Origin of the sequence: Castellaniella sp., from assembly GCF_049651205.1 — a bacterium.
GTDB lineage: Bacteria > Pseudomonadota > Gammaproteobacteria > Burkholderiales > Burkholderiaceae_B > Castellaniella.
The window spans coordinates 118,331-139,095 of sequence record NZ_JBASBR010000012.1; the positions used below are offsets into that span (position 1 = coordinate 118,331).

The 20,765-nt window shown below is 57.9% G+C and carries 19 protein-coding genes and 1 tRNA gene; 8 read left to right on the forward strand and 12 right to left on the reverse strand.

Features of this window, described 5'->3' with window-relative positions:
* The first annotated feature begins 6 nt into the window (after positions 1-6).
* Positions 7-567, forward strand: a complete 561-nt coding sequence (locus WA928_RS07885) for a DUF924 family protein (RefSeq protein WP_424301868.1) — start codon at positions 7-9, stop codon at positions 565-567.
* Here WA928_RS07885 and WA928_RS07890 read toward each other — a convergent pair.
* On the reverse strand, positions 559-1,485 hold the full coding sequence (locus WA928_RS07890; RefSeq protein ID WP_424301871.1) for a DMT family transporter: 927 nt from the start codon (positions 1,483-1,485) through the stop codon (positions 559-561). The two genes, WA928_RS07885 and WA928_RS07890, sit on opposite strands and share 9 nt — an antisense overlap.
* 132 nt (positions 1,486-1,617) lie before the next feature.
* On the opposite strand from WA928_RS07890, the gene WA928_RS07895 reads away from it, so the two are divergent.
* Positions 1,618-1,956, forward strand: coding sequence for a carboxymuconolactone decarboxylase family protein (locus WA928_RS07895; RefSeq protein ID WP_424301874.1), 339 nt, complete (start codon positions 1,618-1,620; stop codon positions 1,954-1,956).
* A gap of 64 nt (positions 1,957-2,020) precedes the next feature.
* Here WA928_RS07895 and WA928_RS07900 read toward each other — a convergent pair whose 3' ends face one another.
* Together WA928_RS07900 and WA928_RS07905 are read right to left on the reverse strand one after the other, a co-directional pair.
* On the reverse strand, positions 2,021-2,809 hold the full coding sequence (locus tag WA928_RS07900) for a lipoate--protein ligase family protein (RefSeq protein WP_424301877.1): 789 nt from the start codon (positions 2,807-2,809) through the stop codon (positions 2,021-2,023).
* Positions 2,806-3,111 carry a biotin--protein ligase gene (locus tag WA928_RS07905; protein WP_424301880.1) on the reverse strand — a complete coding sequence of 102 codons (306 nt, stop codon included), beginning with the start codon at positions 3,109-3,111 and terminating at the stop codon, positions 2,806-2,808. Before WA928_RS07905 ends, WA928_RS07900 begins: the two co-directional genes overlap by 4 nt.
* A gap of 143 nt (positions 3,112-3,254) precedes the next feature.
* Between WA928_RS07905 and WA928_RS07910 the strand changes: the two genes are divergently transcribed.
* Positions 3,255-4,703: an MDR family MFS transporter gene (locus WA928_RS07910; RefSeq protein WP_424301883.1), complete on the forward strand. Its 1,449-nt coding sequence runs from the start codon at positions 3,255-3,257 to the stop codon at positions 4,701-4,703.
* Between the two features lie 704 nt (positions 4,704-5,407).
* A complete protein-coding gene (locus WA928_RS07915; protein ID WP_424301886.1) occupies positions 5,408-5,743 on the forward strand; it encodes a hypothetical protein in 336 nt (111 codons plus the stop codon).
* A 348-nt stretch (positions 5,744-6,091) separates the two neighbouring features.
* Here WA928_RS07915 and WA928_RS07920 read toward each other — a convergent pair whose 3' ends face one another.
* The 3 genes from WA928_RS07920 to serS all read right to left on the reverse strand — a co-directional run bounded on the left by WA928_RS07920 (position 6,092) and on the right by serS (position 8,160).
* Positions 6,092-6,304, reverse strand: coding sequence for a cold-shock protein (locus WA928_RS07920; protein WP_417252237.1), 213 nt, complete (start codon positions 6,302-6,304; stop codon positions 6,092-6,094).
* Positions 6,305-6,594: 290 nt separating this feature from the next.
* Positions 6,595-6,685 (reverse strand) — tRNA-Ser (locus tag WA928_RS07925).
* A gap of 137 nt (positions 6,686-6,822) precedes the next feature.
* Positions 6,823-8,160 (reverse strand): serine--tRNA ligase, encoded by a 1,338-nt coding sequence (gene serS / locus WA928_RS07930; RefSeq protein ID WP_424302515.1) that lies wholly within the window; start codon positions 8,158-8,160, stop codon positions 6,823-6,825.
* A gap of 121 nt (positions 8,161-8,281) precedes the next feature.
* On the opposite strand from serS, the gene WA928_RS07935 reads away from it, so the two are divergent.
* Complete coding sequence (locus WA928_RS07935) at positions 8,282-8,893, forward strand: HutD family protein (protein WP_424301889.1); 612 nt, start codon at positions 8,282-8,284, stop codon at positions 8,891-8,893.
* Here the strand turns inward: WA928_RS07935 and WA928_RS07940 are convergent.
* From WA928_RS07940 to WA928_RS07950, 3 genes are read right to left on the reverse strand one after another with little or no spacing between them, the layout of a single operon-like run.
* Entirely contained in the window at positions 8,793-10,175 is a 1,383-nt protein-coding gene (locus WA928_RS07940) for a replication-associated recombination protein A (protein WP_424301892.1), read from the reverse strand. The genes WA928_RS07935 and WA928_RS07940 overlap by 101 nt on opposite strands.
* Complete coding sequence (gene lolA / locus WA928_RS07945; protein ID WP_424301895.1) at positions 10,175-10,825, reverse strand: outer membrane lipoprotein chaperone LolA; 651 nt, start codon at positions 10,823-10,825, stop codon at positions 10,175-10,177. The genes WA928_RS07940 and lolA overlap by 1 nt, the downstream gene beginning before the upstream one ends.
* Positions 10,826-10,830: 5 nt before the next feature.
* Positions 10,831-13,185, reverse strand: coding sequence for a DNA translocase FtsK (locus WA928_RS07950; protein ID WP_424301898.1), 2,355 nt, complete (start codon positions 13,183-13,185; stop codon positions 10,831-10,833).
* A 45-nt stretch (positions 13,186-13,230) separates the two neighbouring features.
* Here WA928_RS07950 and trxB point away from each other — a divergent pair, with 45 nt between their 5' ends.
* The 3 genes from trxB to WA928_RS07965 are packed head-to-tail and all read left to right on the forward strand — an operon-like array spanning position 13,231 to position 15,272.
* The gene (gene trxB / locus WA928_RS07955) at positions 13,231-14,190 is read left to right on the forward strand and encodes a thioredoxin-disulfide reductase (RefSeq protein ID WP_424302518.1); all 960 of its coding nucleotides are present in this window, start codon (positions 13,231-13,233) and stop codon (positions 14,188-14,190) included.
* A complete protein-coding gene (locus WA928_RS07960) occupies positions 14,177-14,947 on the forward strand; it encodes a Smr/MutS family protein (RefSeq protein ID WP_424301901.1) in 771 nt (256 codons plus the stop codon). Before trxB ends, WA928_RS07960 begins: the two co-directional genes overlap by 14 nt.
* On the forward strand, positions 14,937-15,272 hold the full coding sequence (locus WA928_RS07965) for a DMT family transporter (RefSeq protein ID WP_424301904.1): 336 nt from the start codon (positions 14,937-14,939) through the stop codon (positions 15,270-15,272). The genes WA928_RS07960 and WA928_RS07965 overlap by 11 nt, the downstream gene beginning before the upstream one ends.
* Positions 15,273-15,455: 183 nt before the next feature.
* Here WA928_RS07965 and WA928_RS07970 read toward each other — a convergent pair whose 3' ends face one another.
* From WA928_RS07970 to WA928_RS07980, 3 genes are all read right to left on the reverse strand, one after another.
* Entirely contained in the window at positions 15,456-18,095 is a 2,640-nt protein-coding gene (locus WA928_RS07970; RefSeq protein WP_424301907.1) for a bifunctional diguanylate cyclase/phosphodiesterase, read from the reverse strand.
* Between the two features lie 80 nt (positions 18,096-18,175).
* Positions 18,176-20,368: a DNA/RNA helicase domain-containing protein gene (locus WA928_RS07975; protein WP_424301910.1), complete on the reverse strand. Its 2,193-nt coding sequence runs from the start codon at positions 20,366-20,368 to the stop codon at positions 18,176-18,178.
* On the reverse strand, positions 20,365-20,685 hold the full coding sequence (locus WA928_RS07980; RefSeq protein WP_417252246.1) for a nucleotide pyrophosphohydrolase: 321 nt from the start codon (positions 20,683-20,685) through the stop codon (positions 20,365-20,367). The genes WA928_RS07975 and WA928_RS07980 overlap by 4 nt, the downstream gene beginning before the upstream one ends.
* Positions 20,686-20,765: the final 80 nt, after the last annotated feature.

Consider the following 20,765-nt stretch of genomic DNA (forward strand, 5'->3'; position numbering starts at 1 on the left):
TGTCTCATGCCCACACGCCGTCCCTCAACCAAGCAAGCAAGCGATGCCCACGCAATGGTCGATTTTTGGCGGACGGCGGGGCCAAGCAAATGGTTTGCAAAAAACACGCAATTTGACGCGGATTTCCGTGAACGTTTTGCCCAGGCGCACTTTGCCGCTGCGCATCAAGAGCTGGCCGGCTGGCTGCAAGAGCCAGAGTCTTCCCTGGCTTTGATTCTGCTGCTGGATCAATATCCACGAAACGCTTTTCGGGACACCGGGCATATGTTTGCCACCGACGGCCTGGCGCTGTGCTATGCCCGGCAAGCACTTCGGCACCTGAAAGACATCGAGCCTGATCTGCGCAATTTTATTTGCCTGCCTTTCATGCACTCCGAGAACCTGCTCACGCAACAGGAATCCATCAATCTTTATCGCCAGCATGCACCGGGCTCCATGCGCTGGGCCCAGGAGCACCACGATATCATCGCGCGCTTTGGCCGGTTTCCCCATCGCAATGCAGCGCTGGGCCGCACCACCACCCAGGCAGAACAGGCGTTTCTGGATGCCGGCGGGTTTTCAGGCTGAATGTGCCCGCCACTGAGCGTACCAGCCATAGCCACTGAGCAACACAACCCCAACCACAACCAGTGCGGCACCCAGCAAAAAACCCGGACCAATGGGTTCATCCAGTAGCCACGCACCCAGCACCACGCCAAACAAGGGGGTTAAAAACGAGAATACCCCCAGGCGTGACGCCAGGTATTTACGCAGCAACCAAAACCACGTCAGATAGCTGATAAACGCCACAAATACAGTCTGAAACGCCAGGCCGGCCCACACCAGCGGGCTCGGATGAAACGTGGTTTGCCCGGTTGACACGGCAAAGAGCATGATCAAAAAAGAACCCACCACCAGCTGATACATCAGCGACTGGCTCGCGGGCAAAGCAGCCAAAGGCGTTACCCTGACCACCACCGTAGTGGCTCCCCAGGCGGCGCCGCCCAGCAGGGCCAACAGATCTCCCCAGAGCATGGCTGACGCCATCGGGTGGGCGGCAGGGTTCTCACGCACCAGAAACGCAATACCCACGCCGACAAATGCCACTACCACCCCACTCCACTGAATCCAGGCCAGGCGTTCTTCGGCCAGTTTCCAGTGCAAACCTATGGCCGCAAAAATGGGGGCGGTATAGAGCAATACCACCACATGACCCGCCGTGGTAAAGCGCAGGCTTTCACCAATAAAGACGAACTCGAGTGCATACAGGGCACCTACACAAATACCAGGGCGCCAGAGCAAGAGCGCCTGGCTGATGGGTTCCCGGCGCCACAGCATGACCATTGCCACCAGCACGCCACCAAAGGCCGTACGCCAGCCAATCTGGAAAACCGGTGAAAAGTCATCTGTGGTGGCCTTGAGGGCAATTTGCTGCATGGCCCAGATGAGACACAACAGCAGCATCAGCCCCGATGCCCGGCCGTCCATGGGTTGGCGTTGAGCCACCAGAATTTCCTTAGGTAAAGAGAGCTATTGTAGGGCCCCTGTTGCCAGAAGGGCTTCGCTGGCCGGGACAATCCAGGCGGTCTATCATGAACCCATCATTGTTCAACCTGTCCCTGCAAAGGAGTTGCCCCCATGGACTCACCTATGTACCCCAATGCCACCGCCGATCTGGCCAAACAGCGTGCCAAACTTGCCCCCGAGCCCCTGGCTGCTTTCAAGGCATTCAGCAAGGCGGTATTTGCGGCCGGCGCCCTGGACGCGAAAACCAAGCAACTGATTGCCGTGGCTGTGGCGCATGTCACCCAATGTCCGTATTGCATCAAGGGTCACACCGAGGGTGCCTCACGGGCCGGGGCAACCGACGCCGAGATCATGGAAGCAATCTGGGTGGCCGCCGAGATGCGCGCAGGCGGTGCGTACGCACACTCCAACCTGGCGCTGCAAACGCTGGATCACCTACACAACAAATGACACGGCTGGTGCCAATGCATGCGGTATAAGGCGTGGCCCCACCCACTGATGTGGGGGGCTCGCCTCAGGGTACCTTGCTGATCCAGCTGAAGGTACCAAATTTCTCTTCGATCAGGCGGTTTGCCGTGGCAAGCTCGGTGGGGGTCAGGGTGGATTCCTGCAAGCCATTACGCTGTCGGAAAACATCGATCATCTTCTGGATCAGGCTCTCGCGCGAGAGCCCGGTTTGGCTGCGCAGGGGATCTACCCGCTTGGCGGCCGATGTCGTGCCTTTATCCGAGAGCTTCTCGCGCCCTATGCGCAACACCTGCAACATCTTGACCGCATCGATATCGTAGGCCATGGTGACATGGTGCAATACCGCCCCACCGCGGCGAGCCTGTGCCGCCCCACCGATTTTTCCAGCCTCAGAGGTAATGTCGTTGAGCGGCTGATACCAGGCCTTGATGCCTGCGTCGCCCAGGGCCTGCAGCACAAAATCATCCATATAGGCGTATGCATCCTTGAAACTCATCCCCTCAACCAGGGACAAGGGGGCATAAATTGAGTAGGTGATGGTGTTGCCTGGTTCGATAAACATGGCGCCACCACCACTAATACGGCGCACCACCTGAATCCCGTGGGCTTCGGCGGCGTGGGCTTCTACCTCGTTTTTGAGCGACTGAAAAATACCGATGACGACGGCGGGCGCCGCCCACTCCCAGATCCGCAAGGTGGGTGGCCGGCGACCGGCGGCAACCTCGTCCAGCAAGACCTGATCAAGGGCCATATGCTGCAAGGGCTGCAAGGGCTGGGGATGCACCAGTTGCCAGTTAAAGTCTGTCCATTGACTGCGCGCGCCTGGGGTTTTCATGCCAGTGCCCTCCGGACAACCACGGCAATGCCCTCGGGGCTGATGCCAAACATCTCGACGTTGGCATCCAGCGCCTGCCGGACATGGCGGGCAATGCTGGCCTCGTCGGTCTCTGCGGGCAAGCCCTCGAGGGCGGCATTGATGCAATCCAGCGCCTCGGGGGGTTCGAGGAAGAAATCCCCGGACAGGCGAACCTGGGCCAGGAGGCCGTTATCAACCGCCAGATCAACCACCACCAGTTTGCCCCCGGGTATTTTGTACTCGCCGTGTCCTGGTGGATGTTCTGGTGTTGTGCTGGTCATGGGAAATCCTGTGCGTGGCGTCGGCTAAGATGAGGTCTTACTACCCAGCCGCCATTATGACCGCGAACCCCAGCAAAAAACAGGATTCACCCCAAGACGAGGCAGGCCAAATCACACGGGTTCCTCATCGCGGATGGATTTTGATGGCCTTGATGCTAACCATGTCCCTGGCGGCGATGGACATCACCATCGTGGCGACAGTTGTGCCCCAGATCGTCAACGATCTAGGCGAGTTTGATCTTTTCAGCTGGCTGTTTTCCATCTATCTGCTGGCACAAACCATCACCATCCCCATTTACGGCAAGCTGGCAGACATTTACGGCCGCAAACCCGTACTGATGGGTGGTACCGCGCTATTTCTGCTTGGATCCGCCGCCTGTGCGCTGTCGTGGGGCATGATTCCCCTGATTGTGTTTCGCGCCTTGCAGGGCCTGGGGGCAGGATCAATCATGGCAACCGTCAACACCCTGGCGGGTGATCTGTACTCCACGCGCGAACGTGCCCGCGTACAGGGATGGCTCTCCAGCGTATGGGGAGTGGCAGCCATCGTGGGCCCGACACTGGGAGGCGCCTTCGCCGAATATGCCACCTGGCGCTGGGTGTTCCTCATCAATCTGCCGATCGGGCTGGCCGCCATCGGCCTGATTGCCCGCTATTTGCACGAACACCCCTCCACCAAAAAACACACCATCGATTACGCCGGTGCGCTGCTGATGATGCTGGCCGGCGCAGCCGGCGTCTTTGGGTTGCTGCAAGGCGGCAACGCCTGGCCCTGGCTATCCCTGCCCAGCCTGGGTACATTTGCCCTGGTCGCCCTTCTCATCGCCGCTACGGTGGTGCGTGAGCGACAAGCAGCGGAGCCCATCATGCCGGGCTGGGTCTGGCGCCAGCGCATCATGCTGGGATCCAATCTAGGGGTACTTGGCATGGGGCTCATCATGATGGCCCCCGGCACGTATCTGCCTGTGTTTGCCCAATCGGTGATGGGACTTGGGCCCATCAGCGCCGGGCTGGTGCTGGCCAGCATGAGTCTGGGCTGGGTGGCAGCCTCGGCCTGGTCCGGGCAACTTTACCTGCAATTTGGTTTTCGCAATACAGCGTTGTTTGGGGCAGCCATGATCCTGGCTGCTGTCATCGGATTTATCGGTTTGCCACCCAATCCTGCTGTCTGGCTGGTGACAGCGGATCAAGTTTTACTCGGAGCAGGCTTTGGCATGTTGTCCACCCCCTTACTGGTGGGAGTGCAATCCAAGGTGCCCTGGGGCCAGCGCGGTGTTGCCACCAGCGCCAATATGTGGTCTCGTTACCTGGGCCAAAGCCTGGGGGCGGCACTGGCAGGGGCTCTATTTAATAATGCGATGAACAATACCCTGGCGGGCGCACCCGCCGCATTGGCTGCTACCCTGCCGGCAGCCACCGAAGTGATGACCGCCTTGCAGACACTTCCCACTCACTCCGACAGCGGGCGCTTCCTGCTATCAGCATTTGACACTGCCACACATCATGTTTACCTGGGCATGCTGGCAGTCGCGCTGCTGACCATTTTGGTTGTGCTGCTGGTACCCCGACATCAAAAGGCAGCGCAAGCCTAAGCCACAAAAAGCAAACGGCACTCAGGGTGAACTCCTGAATGCCGCAGCGACTTGATCTTCTTTAGGGCCTGGCGGACAGAGTGGGATTCGAACCCACGGTACGGGAAAACCGTACGCCTGATTTCGAGTCATACAACATAGCAATGCCTGTAACAAAAAAACCTTATTTATCAGCGTTCTTCTGATGTTATCCAATTTTTATAATACTGTATAAAAACACAACAAATCAAGGAGCAGCCATCATGTACACGATCACCCTTCAAGACGCCCCCGCCGACCTACCTGCACAAGCACGGCAGGACGCGGAACAGCGCTTTCGCCGGACGATGGAACGAACCCTCGGCGGGCCAGAGCAGACGCTTGAGGCCTATCGGGCCTAGGCGACGGCTGAAGACACCGCAGAGAGCGAAATGGCGCCGAATGATGTGGTGCCGGCCAAACGATGGGTCGCTGCAGCCGGCCGAGCGCGGGGTGATGCGTTCCAGGCGCTGGGGGAGACGAAAGCTTGGTTTGAGGTACGGGTGGCAAAGCCTGGCTATACGCTCTGATCAAGCGATGGCTATAGCGCGACGCGTAAGGTTGCCCCAGCGTCCGGCAGAACCTCCCTCACACTGCACAAAGATCACTGATACAAAGTAAATCTCGCTATCTGCCTCTATATGTCCCAGACTGAGCGAAGTGAGGTGGATAGCCACTTGAGATCCATGACTAATCTAACAGATCGTGGCAACGCCTCCGTCAAAATCGCACGCTCAGCACATGCGGCCCTTTGCACACTGACTTCGTCGAAATCAGAGCGTCTCGCGATGGCAACCCTGGCCCAGACACACAACAAACCGGCCAGGCTATTTGGAACTCTAATGACCCTTTATCTCTCACCTGCCGCCTTTTTCGTTCCGAAATTGCAAGCAGCCAACACGAACCACCCGCCCGCGCCGCCTTCGCCGTTCGATGAAATCGAGCGCAACAGGCAGTGCGTTAAAGACCGCACTCATTTTCTCAAACTGATGAAAGAAAGATTTCCCGGGTTGCCATATTGAGGTGATAACCCGGTCACACAGTGACACCGTTCAAAGCCGCCTTCTGACGGCTTCGGCCTTGGTGATGTCGTGGGCACCGTTGACGTCCAGCCCGCTGTTCTGCCTGTAAGTTGTGGGTCGTGTGCCTTTGGATCACAGCACGTAGTTCTCGGGCTTGCCGATGGCTTTTGGGCCACAGGATGGCCATGTAGACATCAGAGAGCGTATGCAGCCGGCCAGCGCAGGACTCGAAGTACATCCGCACCCTGATCAAGTAACCTGGTCAACAAAAAGCCGAACCCAATGTTTCAAAAGGTTCGGCCACATTCGACTGCTCTATGCGCTCGCCAACTCAGGCGAGCAGAGCTATCAAATAACTTTGATCATTGACGCTTGAGGGCCTTTCTGCCCTTGCTTTGCTACAAACGATACGCGCTGATTTTCTTCAAGGCTCTTGTGGCCCTCCGCGCCCTGGATGTCGCTGTAGTGTGCGAAGAGGTCCTTGCCACCTGATTCGGGCATGATAAAGCCGAATCCCTTGTCGTTGTTGAACCACTTCACGATGCCGATTTCTGTATTCAATGTAAGTCCTAAGTAGAAGGGAAAGATATCCCCGTACACACTATAGGGCCTGGGGCAATATAAAGCCAGCTCTGTTACTCAATAACGCACAGCGCCACCCCGCCCGCCAAAAAGCTGGGGCCAGCAAATAGGAGATCGCCATGCTCACTTATGCGTCCTAAACCTGCATCCTGCGCGCGATCGTTTCGCGCCGCAGGCCCACCACACGACCCTTACCCCAACACGGAAAAAGAAAACGGCACTCAGGATTGCCGCCTGAATGCCGTAGCTGCTTGATTTTATTGGTGTTCTGGCGGACAGGGTGGGATTCGAACCCACGGTACGGGAAAACCGTACGCCTGATTTCGAGTCAGGTACATTCGACCACTCTGCCACCTGTCCGGACTTGAATGCGGTCAAGCTGCGCATTCTAGCACAAAACAGGGCGGCTACCGCGATGCGGCGCCCGGCAGAAACGCGCATCAAACACACCGCGACCATGCCCGGGGGGGCGCCAGCCGCATGCCAGTTACGCAGCCTTAAGCTCGAAGCTCGGTGAGGCCACCCATGTACGGTTGCAGGGCTTCGGGCACTCGTACGCTACCATCGGCCTGTTGGTAGTTCTCGAGCACAGCCACCAAGGCACGGCCAACCGCCAACCCGGAGCCATTGAGCGTATGCAGGTACTCGGGTTTGGCCTTGGGGCCTTCGGGGCGGAATCTTGCCTGCAGGCGCCGTGCCTGGAAATCCAGGCAATTGGACACGGAGGAGATTTCGCGCCAGGTGTTTTGAGCCGGCAGCCAGACTTCAAGATCATAAGTTTTGGCTGAACCAAAGCCCATGTCACCCGCACACAGCAGCACGACCCGATAAGGCAGGCCCAGCGCCTGCAGCACGTGCTCGGCATGGCCTACCATTTCGTCCAGCGCCAGCCAGGATTGCTCCGGATGCACGATCTGCACCATTTCGACCTTGTCGAACTGATGCTGACGGATCAGGCCACGCAGGTCGCGCCCGCCACTGCCCGCTTCCGAGCGAAAACAAGGGGTGTGGGCAGTGAGTTTGAGCGGCAAATCATGCACATCGACGATGCGATCGCGCACGGTGCCGGTGAGGGGGATCTCGGCGGTTGAGATCAGATAAAGATCTTCGGACTGGCCTTCGTCATCCGGGGTGCTGCCCTGGCCGCCCCGGGTGACCCAAAACATGTCTTCCTTGAATTTGGGCAACTGGCCTGTGCCAAACAAGGTGGAGCTATTGACGATATAGGGGGTGTAGCACTCCTGGTAGCCATGCCGGGTGGTTTGAAGATCCAGCATGAACTGCGCCAAGGCCCGGTGCAGGCGCGCCACAGGCCCGCGCAACATCATGAAACGGGCTCCCACCAAAGAGCGGGCCGACTCAAAATCCAGCCCCATGGGCTCGGCCAGTGCCACGTGATCTTGTGGCTCGAAGCCCAGGGGCGCCGGATTACCCTCGGCGTCTGCCTTGCCCGGTAACCAGCGACGCACCTCGACGTTATCGGCCTCGGAGGTGCCGTCTGGTACGCTTTCATCGGGCAGATTGGGAATGGTCATGAGCCACTGGGCAAGCTCTTGCTGCACCAGAGACAGATCCTGCTCAAGCGCTTTGAGACGATCCGGGAGGGCCTGGGACTCGGCCAGTGCCACGGAGGCATCCTCGCCGCGAGACTTGAGTTGTCCAATCTGTTTGGCCAGGGCATTGCGGCGGGCCTGCAGCTCTTCAGTTTGAACCTGCACCGCTTTGCGGCGGGCCTCGAGGGCGTGGTAGCGATCAGTGTCGAAGTTCAGGCCGCGTCTGGCCAGGGCACGTACAACTCGGTCCAGGTCTTTGCGCAACAGATTGGTATCTAGCATGATGGTGGCAGAAAAATGAAATCGCGCCAGAAACACCTGGCGCATTTGGAACGGCATATTGTATTAAATTAAACCACGACACTTAAACCTTCACCGCTTTGCCTCCTGATACCCTCTTCCGATGCAAGACATACACCGCTTTATCCCCGCCAGCCAACTGACAGACTTCCCATCTTTGGACGGCCATCCAAGCACCCGTACTATCGTGACAAGCCCCGATGACGGAAGCAGCCAACCTTTGTGGTGCGCACAGATGCTGCGCCTGGATACCAGCGGGCTGGTCGCCGGCCAGGAGGGCATGGACTGCATTGGCGTCCTCACCAGTGGCGGGCCATTGCTGCTGATCCGGACAGCATCAGGCAACGAAACCACGGTAGCACCGGGCGGGCGCCTGTATTTTGCAGGCGAAACGCAGTTTCAGGCGGCCAGCCCCGACGGCCCCACCGAGTGGTTTCAGCTGATGCTGGCACGCAAGCAGGCGCATGGCTGTGTAGATGTGCGTAGAGGCGATCAGGCGCTGCCCCTGCGGCCTGGCGAAACCCTTTTGCATTGCGTACAGGGCCAGTTTCGGGCTGAGCTTCCGGCGCATCTGGGGGGCCATCAAACCTTGGCGGCCGGTGATACCGTGCACCTTACTTTGGATTACGTGCCTTTTTTTCGTTTGAATCTGCTTGCCCTGACGCCGGATGCGCGCCTGGTGGATACGCGTGTGAATCAATATCCCACTGCCTGAGCTGATTGAGCTTGTCGCCGATCTTGATTTCGAGCCCCCGGGGAACCGGCTGATACCAGCCGGGCTCATCCATACCATCGGGCAGGTAGGTTTCGCCCGCAGCATAGGCGTTGGGCTCATCGTGGGCATACCGATAGGCGTGGCCATAGCCCAGTTCTTTCATCAGGCGCGTGGGGGCATTGCGCAGATGCACAGGCACTTCGCGGCTGCGATCTTTTTGCACAAACGCCCGTGCCTGCTTGTAGGCCATGTAACCCGCATTGCTTTTGGCCGCGATTGCCAGGTAGATGACTGCCTGTCCCAGCGCCAGCTCGCCTTCAGGGCTGCCCAGGCGCTCGTACGTAAGTGCGGCATCGTTGGCAATCTGCATGGCGCGCGGGTCTGCCAGGCCGATATCCTCCCAGGCCATGCGCACGATGCGTCGTGACAGATAACGAGGATCCGCCCCCCCATCGAGCATCCGTGTCAGCCAATAAAGTGCCGCATCCGGATGAGAGCCGCGTACCGATTTGTGTAGGGCAGAGATCTGGTCGTAAAACTGATCACCGCCTTTATCAAAGCGCCGGGCATTGAGCATCAGGGCGTTTTCGATGAATGCGGCATCTATCTGGCTGACATCACTGGCCCCGGCCGCTGTGTGGCATTGCTCCAGCAGATTAAGCAGCCGGCGGGCGTCACCATCCGCATAAGCAATCAGGGTATCCACTGCGTTATCGGAAAACCCGAGTGAGGCAAGGCAGGTTTCTTGTGCACGCTGAAACAACTGCCTGAGCTCGGGATCTGAAAGCGGCTTGAGCACATATACCTGTGCCCGGGACAGCAATGCCGAGTTGACTTCAAAGGACGGGTTTTCGGTGGTGGCACCGATAAAGGTGACCAGGCCACTTTCGACAAACGGCAGTAGCGCATCCTGCTGCGCCTTGTTGAAGCGATGAATTTCGTCGACAAACAGGATAGTGGCGCGCCCCTGCACCTGCTGCTGCCTGGCCTGTTGCATGGCCTCCCGAATATCCTTGACCCCGGAAAACACCGCTGACAAGGCAATAAAGGCACAATCAAACGCGGTAGCCATCAGGCGGGCCAGCGTGGTCTTACCCACGCCTGGAGGCCCCCAGAAAATCATGGAATGGGGCTTGCCCGACTGAAACGCCAGCTGTAGAGGTTTGCCTGGCGCCAGCAGGTGAGGTTGCCCAATGACTTCGCCGAGCGTGCGCGGGCGCAGGGCCTCTGCCAAGGGAATATTTTGGGGTGCTGCACCCAGCAGCTCGCCTTGTGTGGCCATCAGTTCATCTTGACGAGGTCAACACCCTCGGGCACAGCAAACTGAAACTGCGAGGCCGGAATACCCGGATTTGCCTTGAGTGCCATGAACTGAATGTGCGTGGTTTGCCCAAAGGCATCCAGAAGCTCAAGCCGCTTGGGCAAGCCATCCGCAAACCCGATGTCTACATAGGTAAATCCGGCATCCGGCGTTTTGGGAACGGCCCGCAACCATTGCAAGCCATCACGATCCGGCTGTGACTGCACATTGAAGGCGTCATCCAGAGAGCCCGAGCCAAACAGCAAGGCGGCAGGTGATGCTCCCACCGCCTGTCCGGCCTGGCGCTGGGTCACCTGAGCGAGATCGGGATCGTATTGATAGACGTGCTGGCCGTCGGAGACGATGAGCTGGGCATAAGGTTTACGCACCTGCCAGCGAAATTTGCCAGGCCGCTGAAACGCAAATGTGCCCGTCTGCGACCGCGCCTTGCCGTCTGGGCCTTTTTGCTCTTGCTGAAACTCGCCGGTGGCCGATTTCACCTGATCGACAAAGGTTTGAAGCTGCACCTGAGCAGTATCGACTGCGTGGCTGACGCCCGGTGCCAGTGCCAATGCGCAGGACAGCAACAGGCCGGCCCATAAAGGTTGACGCAAAAAAATAAGGGAACTCATGGACATTACTCGTCTTCGCCAGATTTGGCCGGCACAAGGAGGTCGCGGTTGCCATTGGGCTGTTGCGGGCTGACCAAACCCGCACGCTCCATTTGCTCGAGAATGCGTGCCGAGCGGTTATAGCCAATCCGCAGATTACGCTGCACAAACGAAATGGAGGCCCGCCGGCTACGCATGACGACCTCGACTGCCTGATCATAAAGGGGGTCGTTTTCCTGATCAGTAAAGCCCGTGACAGAACTGACACCATCACCGGTTTCACCCTCGAGCGCGCCCTCAAGCAGGCCCTCGACGTAATCAGGCTCGCCGGATTCTTTAAGAGACTCGACGACACGATGGACTTCGTCGTCGTGCACAAAGGCCCCGTGTACGCGTGTGGGCACACTGGTGCCTGGCGGCTGATACAACATGTCCCCCTGCCCCAGGAGAGTTTCGGCACCCATCTGATCCAGAATGGTGCGTGAATCGATTTTGGACGACACCTGGAAAGCTATACGCGTGGGGATATTGGCCTTGATCAGGCCGGTAATGACATCCACACTGGGACGCTGGGTAGCCAGAATCAGGTGGATGCCTGCAGCCCGCGCCTTTTGCGCCAGACGCGCAATCAGCTCTTCGACCTTCTTGCCCACCACCATCATCAGATCGGCGAGCTCGTCGATCACCACCACGATCATGGGCAGGGTACCCAGGGGCTCGGGCGCATCGGGCGTCAAAGAAAAAGGATTGGGGATGGGTTCGTCTTTTTTCTGGGCGTCGCGAATCTTGGCATTGAATCCTGCCAGATTGCGCACGCCCAGCTTGCTCATGAGCTTGTAGCGTTTTTCCATCTCGGCCACACACCAGTTCAGTGCATTGGCCGCATGGCGCATATCGGTAACCACCGGCGCCAACAAGTGAGGGATGCCCTCGTAGACGGACATTTCGAGCATTTTTGGATCAATCAGGATCAGCCTGACCTGGCTCGCATCGGCCTTGTACAGCAAGGACAGGATCATGGCGTTGATGCCCACTGACTTACCTGAACCCGTGGTACCCGCCACCAGCAAATGCGGCATCTTGCCCAAATCGGCCACCACTGGATTGCCAGCGATATCCTTGCCCAGCGCCATCGTCAGCAACGAACCACTGCTGTGATAAACCTGCGACCCCAGGATCTCGGTGAGACGCACCATCTGCCGGCGTGGATTGGGCAGCTCGAGCCCCATCAGGTTTTTTCCGGGGATGGTCTCGACCACCCGGATGCGCACCAGACTGAGTGCACGTGCAAGATCTTTGGCCAGGTTGACGATCTGGCTGCCCTTGACGCCTACCGCCGGCTCGATCTCGTAGCGTGTGATGACCGGGCCCGACTGTGCAGATACGACCGTGACGGTTACGCCAAAATCGGATAGCTTTTTCTCGATCAGGCGGGAGGTGAATTCGATGGTTTCAGGCGAAACGCTTTCTTGGGCCTGCTCGACGGGATCCAGCAAAGACAAGGCAGGCAGGCTGCCTGCCAGCGCGGGATCTTCTTTGGCGGTAAACAGGGCCTGTTGTTTCTCTTGCTGTACCCGTGGCGACAGGGGCACGGTTTTGACGGTGGGCTCGATGCGCACGGGCTGCTCGTGCACCAGCTGTGTCTGGCGGGTCTCAACGATTTCCTGGCGCTCGGCGGTAGCAGTTTTGCCAGCCCGACGATCCTGCAAGGCATTTTTCCAGTCAAGCAGACGACGGAAGAAGAGCTCGATGCCCAGGCCAACGCGCTCGGAGACATTAAGCCAGGAGAAACCAAAAAACAGACTGGAGCCAACAATAATAAAGGCCAGCAGGAGCAAGGTGCCCCCCGCCTGCCCCGCCACCTGGGCCAGGCCGGCCGCCAACAGATGGCCCAACTGCCCGCCTGCCCCGGCTGGCAGCGTTACCCCCCAGCTTTGCAAGCGCAGGGACTCGATGCCCATGCATCCTAGAAACAACAGAGTAAAGCCGATACCGACCTCCCAGCGAACCCGGGGGAGTAGCTCCGGCACCCGTGTGGGCAACACAATGCGGGTGAGCCGGTAGAAGCCCGCCACCACGTGGCGCAGCATCAGGAGCACCCACAGCCAAGCAGAGGCGCCAAACAGATAAAGCAGTAAATCAGCTACGTACGCGCCAAAGGTGCCTCCCCAGTTGTGGGTGACACCGGTATAGATCGAATGCGACCAACCGGGGTCGGCCCGCTGCCAGGTAGCCAGCACGAGGATCAGCCATACGGCGACCGCAGCCAGAAGGATCCATCGGGCCTCACGTAGCAGACTGCTCAGGCGTGTTTGCAGTGCTGAGGGGCCGTTGCGGACATTGCGCGTCGAGCGCGGAGTGCTTACCGGGATTCTTGCCATCTGGCCATTATAATTGCGGGGTTGATCATGAACGGATTTTCTGTGATGTCTAATGTAAAGCACGCCAAAGTGATGATTTTGGGCTCTGGTCCGGCTGGTTACACTGCCGCAGTGTACGCAGCCCGCGCCAACCTGTCTCCGGTTTTGGTTACCGGCCTCGAGCAAGGCGGCCAACTGATGACCACCACCGAGGTGGACAACTGGCCGGCCGATGTCGCCGGCGTCCAGGGCCCAGACCTCATGCAGCGCTTTATGGAGCACGCCCAGCGATTTAACACCGAAATGGTGTTTGACCACATTGCCAGCGTTGATCTCTCAAAGCGCCCGTTTGTACTCAATGGTGACACAGGCAGCACCTATACCTGCGATGCCCTGATCATCGCCACCGGGGCATCCGCCCAGTATCTGGGCCTCGAAACCGAGCAGGCTTTCATGGGCCGCGGGGTATCCGCATGTGCCACCTGCGATGGCTTCTTCTATAAAAACCAGGACGCGATCGTGGTGGGTGGCGGCAACACTGCCGTCGAAGAAGCCCTGTACCTGTCCAACATTTGCCGTACAGTCACCTTGGTGCATCGTCGCGACAAGTTCCGCGCCGAGCCCATCCTGGTCGACAAAATGATGGAGAAGGTCACTAACGGTAATATGCGGCTGAAGCTGTTCCACCAGTTGCAAGACGTGCTGGGCGATGATTCTGGCGTCACCGGCGCACGCCTTGTGGACACACAAACCGGGAAAACCGAAGATCTCGCCGTCACCGGCGTCTTTATTGCCATCGGCCATAAGCCCAACACGGCCATCTTCGAAGGCCAGGTTGCCATGGAAAACGGCTATATCACCACGCGCAGCGGCCTGCAGGGTCTGGCCACCATGACATCCATACCGGGTGTCTTTGCTGCGGGTGACGTCCAGGACCACGTCTATCGACAAGCCATCACCAGTGCCGGTACGGGCTGCATGGCTGCCCTGGACGCTCAACGCTGGCTGGAGAATGAAGGACTCTAAATCAACGCTGTCCGATTTACGCCAACTGCAGGCCGGTGCCAAGCAGGCTGCGACACACCAGTCCACAAAGCCTGCCGCTACCCAACCCCGGGGCAACAGCTTGCAGCGGACCTCTGGCACAGGCGCCAACCCGCCTGCCGGGGCAGTCTCGTCAACTGTTGCCATACTGGATGCAGAAGACCGTGCACTGTTCAAACAAGCGGTGCGGTTAGTGCGCCCGCTGGCCAACCACGGCCCGAGGTCGCGCACACTGACACTCCACGCATCAGAATCCCAGCTTCAGGCCAGGCGGGAACACGCACAGGGTGGGCCTGAGGCACCCCGTCCTGCGTTTGGGCCCAGCCAGCAAGCTGAGGCTGCCTACCGGTTCTTTAACCCGGACGACCAAGCGTTTCTACGTCATGGATGCGGGCCAGACCTTTTACGCGGCCTGCGGCGCAACAAATGGCCAAGCCAGGCCACGCTGGATCTGCACGGAAACTCGCAAGAACAGGCGGCTGAACGCCTCGACCGTTTTCTGGATTCTTGCCTCACACACCAGATCCGCTGCGTTCGTATTGTGCATGGCAAAGGCATCGGATCTCGTGGAGAGCCCATCCTGAAAGCCTTTGTACGCCAACACCTGTGCCGCCTGAGTGCCGTACAGGCCTGGATCGAATGCGCCGAACGGGACGGCGGTTCTGGTGCCGTCTCTGTCTTGCTGCGGACACCCAAAGAGTCTCGCCACACAAGGGAAGCCCCATCTGATGAATACTAGCTGGCTGTATCTGATCATCGCCATCGTGGCCGAGGTGATCGCCACATCGGCACTAAAAGCCTCCAATGGCTTTAGCCGCACGATTCCTTCTGTGATTACCGTCATCGGCTACGGGGTGGCGTTTTACCTCCTGGCACTGGCCCTGCGCACGATTCCTGTCGGCGTTGCCTACGCGGTGTGGTCAGGGGCAGGTATTGTGGCCATTGCCCTGATTGGGCTGGTATTTTTTGGCCAGGCACTGGATACCGCGGCCGTGATTGGTATCGGCCTTATTTTGGCCGGCGTACTGGTATTGAATGTGTTTTCGAGCGCGGGCGGGCACTAAAAAAATAAAACTAGACATATAAATGAGCAGAGCCAGCGATAATATCGCTGGCTCTGCTTGTTTTTATTTTTTATGAGTACTGCCTACAAATGAAAGCGCCGTCTATGCTGCGCTGGTGCCCGATCAGGGCTGTCTCCTCACCTGCATGCCCAGCATTATGCAGGTTGAACGGATAAATAACACCTAGGGATGTCCCGTAGGCTTGTGAGGCTCAGCACCCTCGCCCCCTGGAAGGAAGCCTCCGGGGTGGTTCTGGAGCTGCCAATGCTCTGCAGGCTGGGCACTACCGTACAGCAACCCTTGTGCGCGTTCACAGCCCATGGCAATGAGATGGTCACGCTGCGACACAGTTTCAACCCCTTCTGCCACCATACGGATGTTCAGCGCGCGGGCCAGACCAATCACAGCCGACACAATTGCGGCACTACGCGACGGTTGCCCCGAGCCTAGCTGGGAAATAAAAGAGCGATCAATTTTGAGCGAGTTGAGTGGAAATTGATGTACATGGCTAAGTGACGAAAATCCGGTACCAAAATCATCCAGCGCAACCTGTATCCCCGCTTTGTTCAGGGTACCCAAAATACGGGCAGCCGCCACTGGGTCTGACAACAGGGAGCTTTCAGTGACCTCGGCGCAGACCTGTTTGAACGGTATTTGATGAAACGACAGCAGCTCAAGAAAGCGGCTGGCAAAATCCTGTCCGTGGAAATGATGCGGGGACAGATTGAGATTGATGACTTGATCGGCCCCCAGAAAACTGGGGACGACCTGGCAGACCTTGTCGTAGATATGCCAGTCGAGGGCCTCGATGAGGCCGGTTTTCTCGGCCACGGGTAAAAAGAGATCAGGGCCCAATACCCCTTTGTCGGGATGAAACCAGCGGATAAGCGCCTCAAAGCTGACAACACGGGTATCTGCCAACCGCACGATCGGCTGAAAATACGGTACAAACTGCCCAGTTTCAAGCCCGACACGCAACTGCTGCTCGACATCCAGCACGTTGGTTGCGGTGTCATGCACATTGGCATCAAACATCACAAAACAGCGGCGGCCGGCCGCCTTGGCCTGATACAGGGCAGTATCGGCATCATGCAGCAGCTCATCGACAGAACAGTGATACCCCTGACCCATGGCAATGCCAATACTAAGGGACACATACAGCCGGCGCCCGGCAATTTCGATGGCTTCCTGCATGCGCGCCTGTATCCGCTGCGCCACCTGGCATGCATCAGCAGGCTGTCGGCAATCCACCAAAACAATTGAGAACTCGTCTCCGGCCAGACGGCCGAGAATATCGGGCGAGCGGACGCAGTCGGCCATCCGGATGGCGACCTCCTGCAAGACACGATCGCCTACCTGATGCCCCAACCCATCGTTAAACAGCTTGAAGCGGTCTACATCCAGATATAACAGGGCAAACTGGCTGTCGGCCTGCCGCTTTTGCCGGGCCAGCGCGATTTCGAGCTGGTCGCGCACATAAACCCGATTGGGCAGGCGAGTAAGGGGATCGTGCATGACCTGATGCTGGAGCTGTTGCTGCACGTGCTCGCGCACGGCTATCTGGTGCTGGAGCTCGATGGTGCGCTCACGTACCCGTTGCTCGAGCTGGATGTTCAACGCCTGCAACGCCTGATCCTGCTGACGCCGCAGCAAGGTAGCAGCGATCTGATACGAAACGAACGTGAGGAGATCGGCATCCTGTCGGGTGAAATGCAGATTGGTGCGATAGCTTTGCACAACCACCACACCAATCACCCCTTGGGTGCCCGTCAGGGGGGCCCCTAACCAGCAAACTGCCGGCTCGCCGTAAGTGGCAGCATGTACCTCACCTCGCGCAATCAGCTGACTGATTTCAGTGTCCGAGAGCAGCACGGTTTGCGCACAACGCATGGCGTACTCGCTCATCCCCCGTCCGAGCGGGCGCTGACCAATACGGCCTCCCAGTTCGTCTACGTAATAGGGGAAATCCAGCCATCGATTATCAGCAGATTTGAGTGCGATATAAAAATTTTCGACGTTGATGAGCTCGCCCACAGCCTGATGCAGGCTGTGATAAAACTCTTTGGAGCTGATCTGCTCGTGGCTGAGGGCCGCAATGCGGTACAGCGTTGATTGCAGGTGTGCTGCCCGCTCGCGCTCTTGTACTTGCTCCTGCAAGCGAGCGTTTACCTGGGCAAGCTCTCTGGTACGCTCGGTCACCCGGCGCTCGAGAGCCTCCTGGCCCATCTTGCGTTCGACGGCATTGAGCACATGCTCGGCCACAAACGCCAGCACGTCCTGGTCGGACTGCGAATACCCCCTGCCCTTTTGATAGCTTTGTACGGCAAGCACGCCGTACACCTGGCCATCACGGCGCATAGGCACGGCCATAAAGTCTATCGACGGGCTGCCGACATTATGGTGACGATCCAGCCCAAGCGCTGTTGTAATTTGCAGCGATGACCCACGCATGGGCTTGCCATGACGAATCATGCCCACCGTGATGCTGTTTTGAAGTTCTGCCGCGGTGAATTCCTGATCAGGGTGATAAAGCTCGCCGTCAACCTCATCCACAAAATATATAAACCGGAGCGTATCGTGCTGCGGGTTATACAACGCAATAAAGAAATTCTCGGCGTACATCAGCTGCGCAATGCTGCGATGCAAGCCGCTCAGCAGGCTTTGCATGTCGGACGCAGACCCGGCCATATCGGCAATATCAAACAGCGCCCTCTGCAGGCGCTCGGTGTGCCTGAGCCGCTGCAAGGATGCACGCAATTGCTTCACCAACCCAGCCTTGGGAGGTGTTGCCCCCGCTGATGCGTTAGGATGCACGCGCGCCATGATACCTCCCGGTGACGCCGAGACGAAATTATTATTAGTGCAGTATAGCGGTAGTAAAAAGCCTGGCGAGCACCAACCGTCTATTTATCCAGCACACACACAAAAATACCTACCACGCGATAACGGGCCTCATCATCTGCAGATAACTCGATTTTCCTGAATTCGGGATTATCCGATCGTGGTTTCAGACGGATCATCGTATGCTGCCAGCCCTCTGCAGACGCAATCTTCAGGCTTTCGTATTCTTTAACCGTGTACCTTGAACCCAGATCCGCATCTTCTGGTGTATCGCACTCGACAAGCACAATCCTGCCCTGGCGGCTGCCCCCGTGATCCAGTCGAAAAAGGCAAATGGCACCGTTGGGGATCACTTGGTTCATGGACTCACCGGTTACCTGACAGGCAAAGAGATCCTTGGCAGCCTTCATACCAGGCGGCACGCCAATCCAGGTAGTATCTTGCACAGCCTGCAGTGCGCCAAAGCCTCCTGCCGCCGCTTTCAGATCGTACAGTGGCACTGCGTTTTCATAGGGAAGCAGCTTGGGGGCCTGCCGCAGTTGCACACGGGACGCCGCTGGCTGATATTGCGGAATATATTGCCGCAGGTATTGCCGCAGGCCGGTGTCGCAGGCATAGACGAAAGTACCCCGAATACCACGCAGCAGGATCGTTTTATAAATATTCAGGATGTATTCTTTGATGGTCTGATCAGGCATCGCACGCTGCTGGCCGTTACGGTCGTGGTACTGCGCACGATCAATGGTCAGACAACGCTGCGTCGGGTCATAGCGGATTTCAGGGCCAAAAATAATACCGGCATAATTCAAATCGTAGCCTTGGGTGGTGTGGATGCAGCCGACGTCTTCATGGGCTCCCGGAGTATTAATCCAGTCGTTTGCCGTGCGGTTCCAGCGCAGGGAAACCCCATCGAGCGTCATATCAAACTGATCCGACTGCTTTTTGCTTGCCCACGGCCAGGCATAACCAGCAATCAGGCGGGACAAGCCAAACGATTGGTCCCGCGCACGAACCTCCCGAACCATATCCACCATCGAATCAAACAGCAGAAATTCATAATCCGGTGATCGATATGGCGCACTTTGGCCGAGCTGGATGCTTAATAAACGGTCAATAAACTCAACATACGAAACACCTGCCTTGACCCGAAACTGGGACGACAGCGTCAGATTTCGCGTGTCACGTGAGGTACGCAGCCGCTCGAAGACGGCCGCCGGTGCATCCGAAGGCTTGACAGACTGAGCCTGGTCGTAGAAAAACACGGCCTGGCGGGCTTGCTTGCCTACCCAATCCACCTCCGAACATGTTTGCGGATCCAGACCGAGCGTGCGGCATGCGGTATCAAAGACACCAAAATAAGCCCCCAGATTGACCCGCCTACGCAAGCGATGTGATTCATCAACCAGCACAAGGTCGTACTGATCTCGAGCAAGCTCCGCAGGTGCAATCACCATGCCGGGACTTAAGCCGGCCACTTGCCTGAACGCCTTCTTGAGGGTGGCGCGGAAAGAAGCCATGGGCACAACCAGGGCCATCCGCAAGGCTTGATGGCGGTCACGAAACTGGGTAACCAGATCACGCAAAAGAAGCTCGTCTTCGGAGAACTCGCGCAGACTGAGCTCCTCTGCCTTTGAATTCAGCAGCTTGAACAGGAAGATCGCCAGCACCGTTTTACCCGTGCCCGCACCGCCTTCAACCATCAGAGTTTTGATGCCGGGTTGCAAAAGCGACTGCAAAACTGCCAACAGGCCCTGGCGCTGATCGTATGACAAGGATTTGTAAGGCGAGTACTTGAAGATGTCCGAATTATCAATGGACTGGAGCGAGTGCTGTGCCAGGCCCGCCGCCTGCAGTTGATCCCAGGTTTTACGGAAAATACCGTCGTAGAGCTCGTCTTGCTGATAATAATGATGGCTGGCGAGCCCCAGATTGCCGTTCAACAACCGAAACCGGCCATCTGCCGCCATATATTTGATCAGGCCTGATTCAATATCCAGCGTGGCCGATTTATTGAACAGGCCGCTGCTGATCAGATGAACGGCATCCAGCCCCTGCTTGGCCGGCGTCTTCAGGTGTGTGGCCATGCGGGTGCTTGTATCACTGGTTTCGCCCACATAAGCAATGCCAGACGCCTGGTTACTGAGCACGTACACCAGCGGCCAGTGGTTGGCTGCATACACGTTGTCTTGCCAGGCATCCAGTTGCGACAGCGCCAGGGGATACCCATCGACGCTAACCAAGGGCGGCTGGTTCATAGCTCGGTGTATTTCCTGGCAGAACCTCGGGCGAGATCCACCGGGTAACGTGATTCGTTTCTGGCAATCTTGGCCAGCACAATATCGCGGACATCCAGCTGGCAGGCATCGGCCAACAGCAAGGCATAAGAAAACACATCGGCCAGCTCATCTGCGATCCGGTCTTTATCCGCAGCCTCGGCTGATTTCCAGAGAAAGGTTTCAAGCAGCTCGGCGGATTCGACATTCAGGGCAATGGCGAGATCCTTTGGATTATGAAACTGTTGCCACTGACGTGCATCTCTGAACGCCCGCAGTTTCTCGATAAGCTCATCCATCTGTTTGCCCTTGAAAAATCCCCTCAAGCCGCATCATAACGTGGGCAGTCGGACAAGGTACCCGACACGGGGACAGCCAG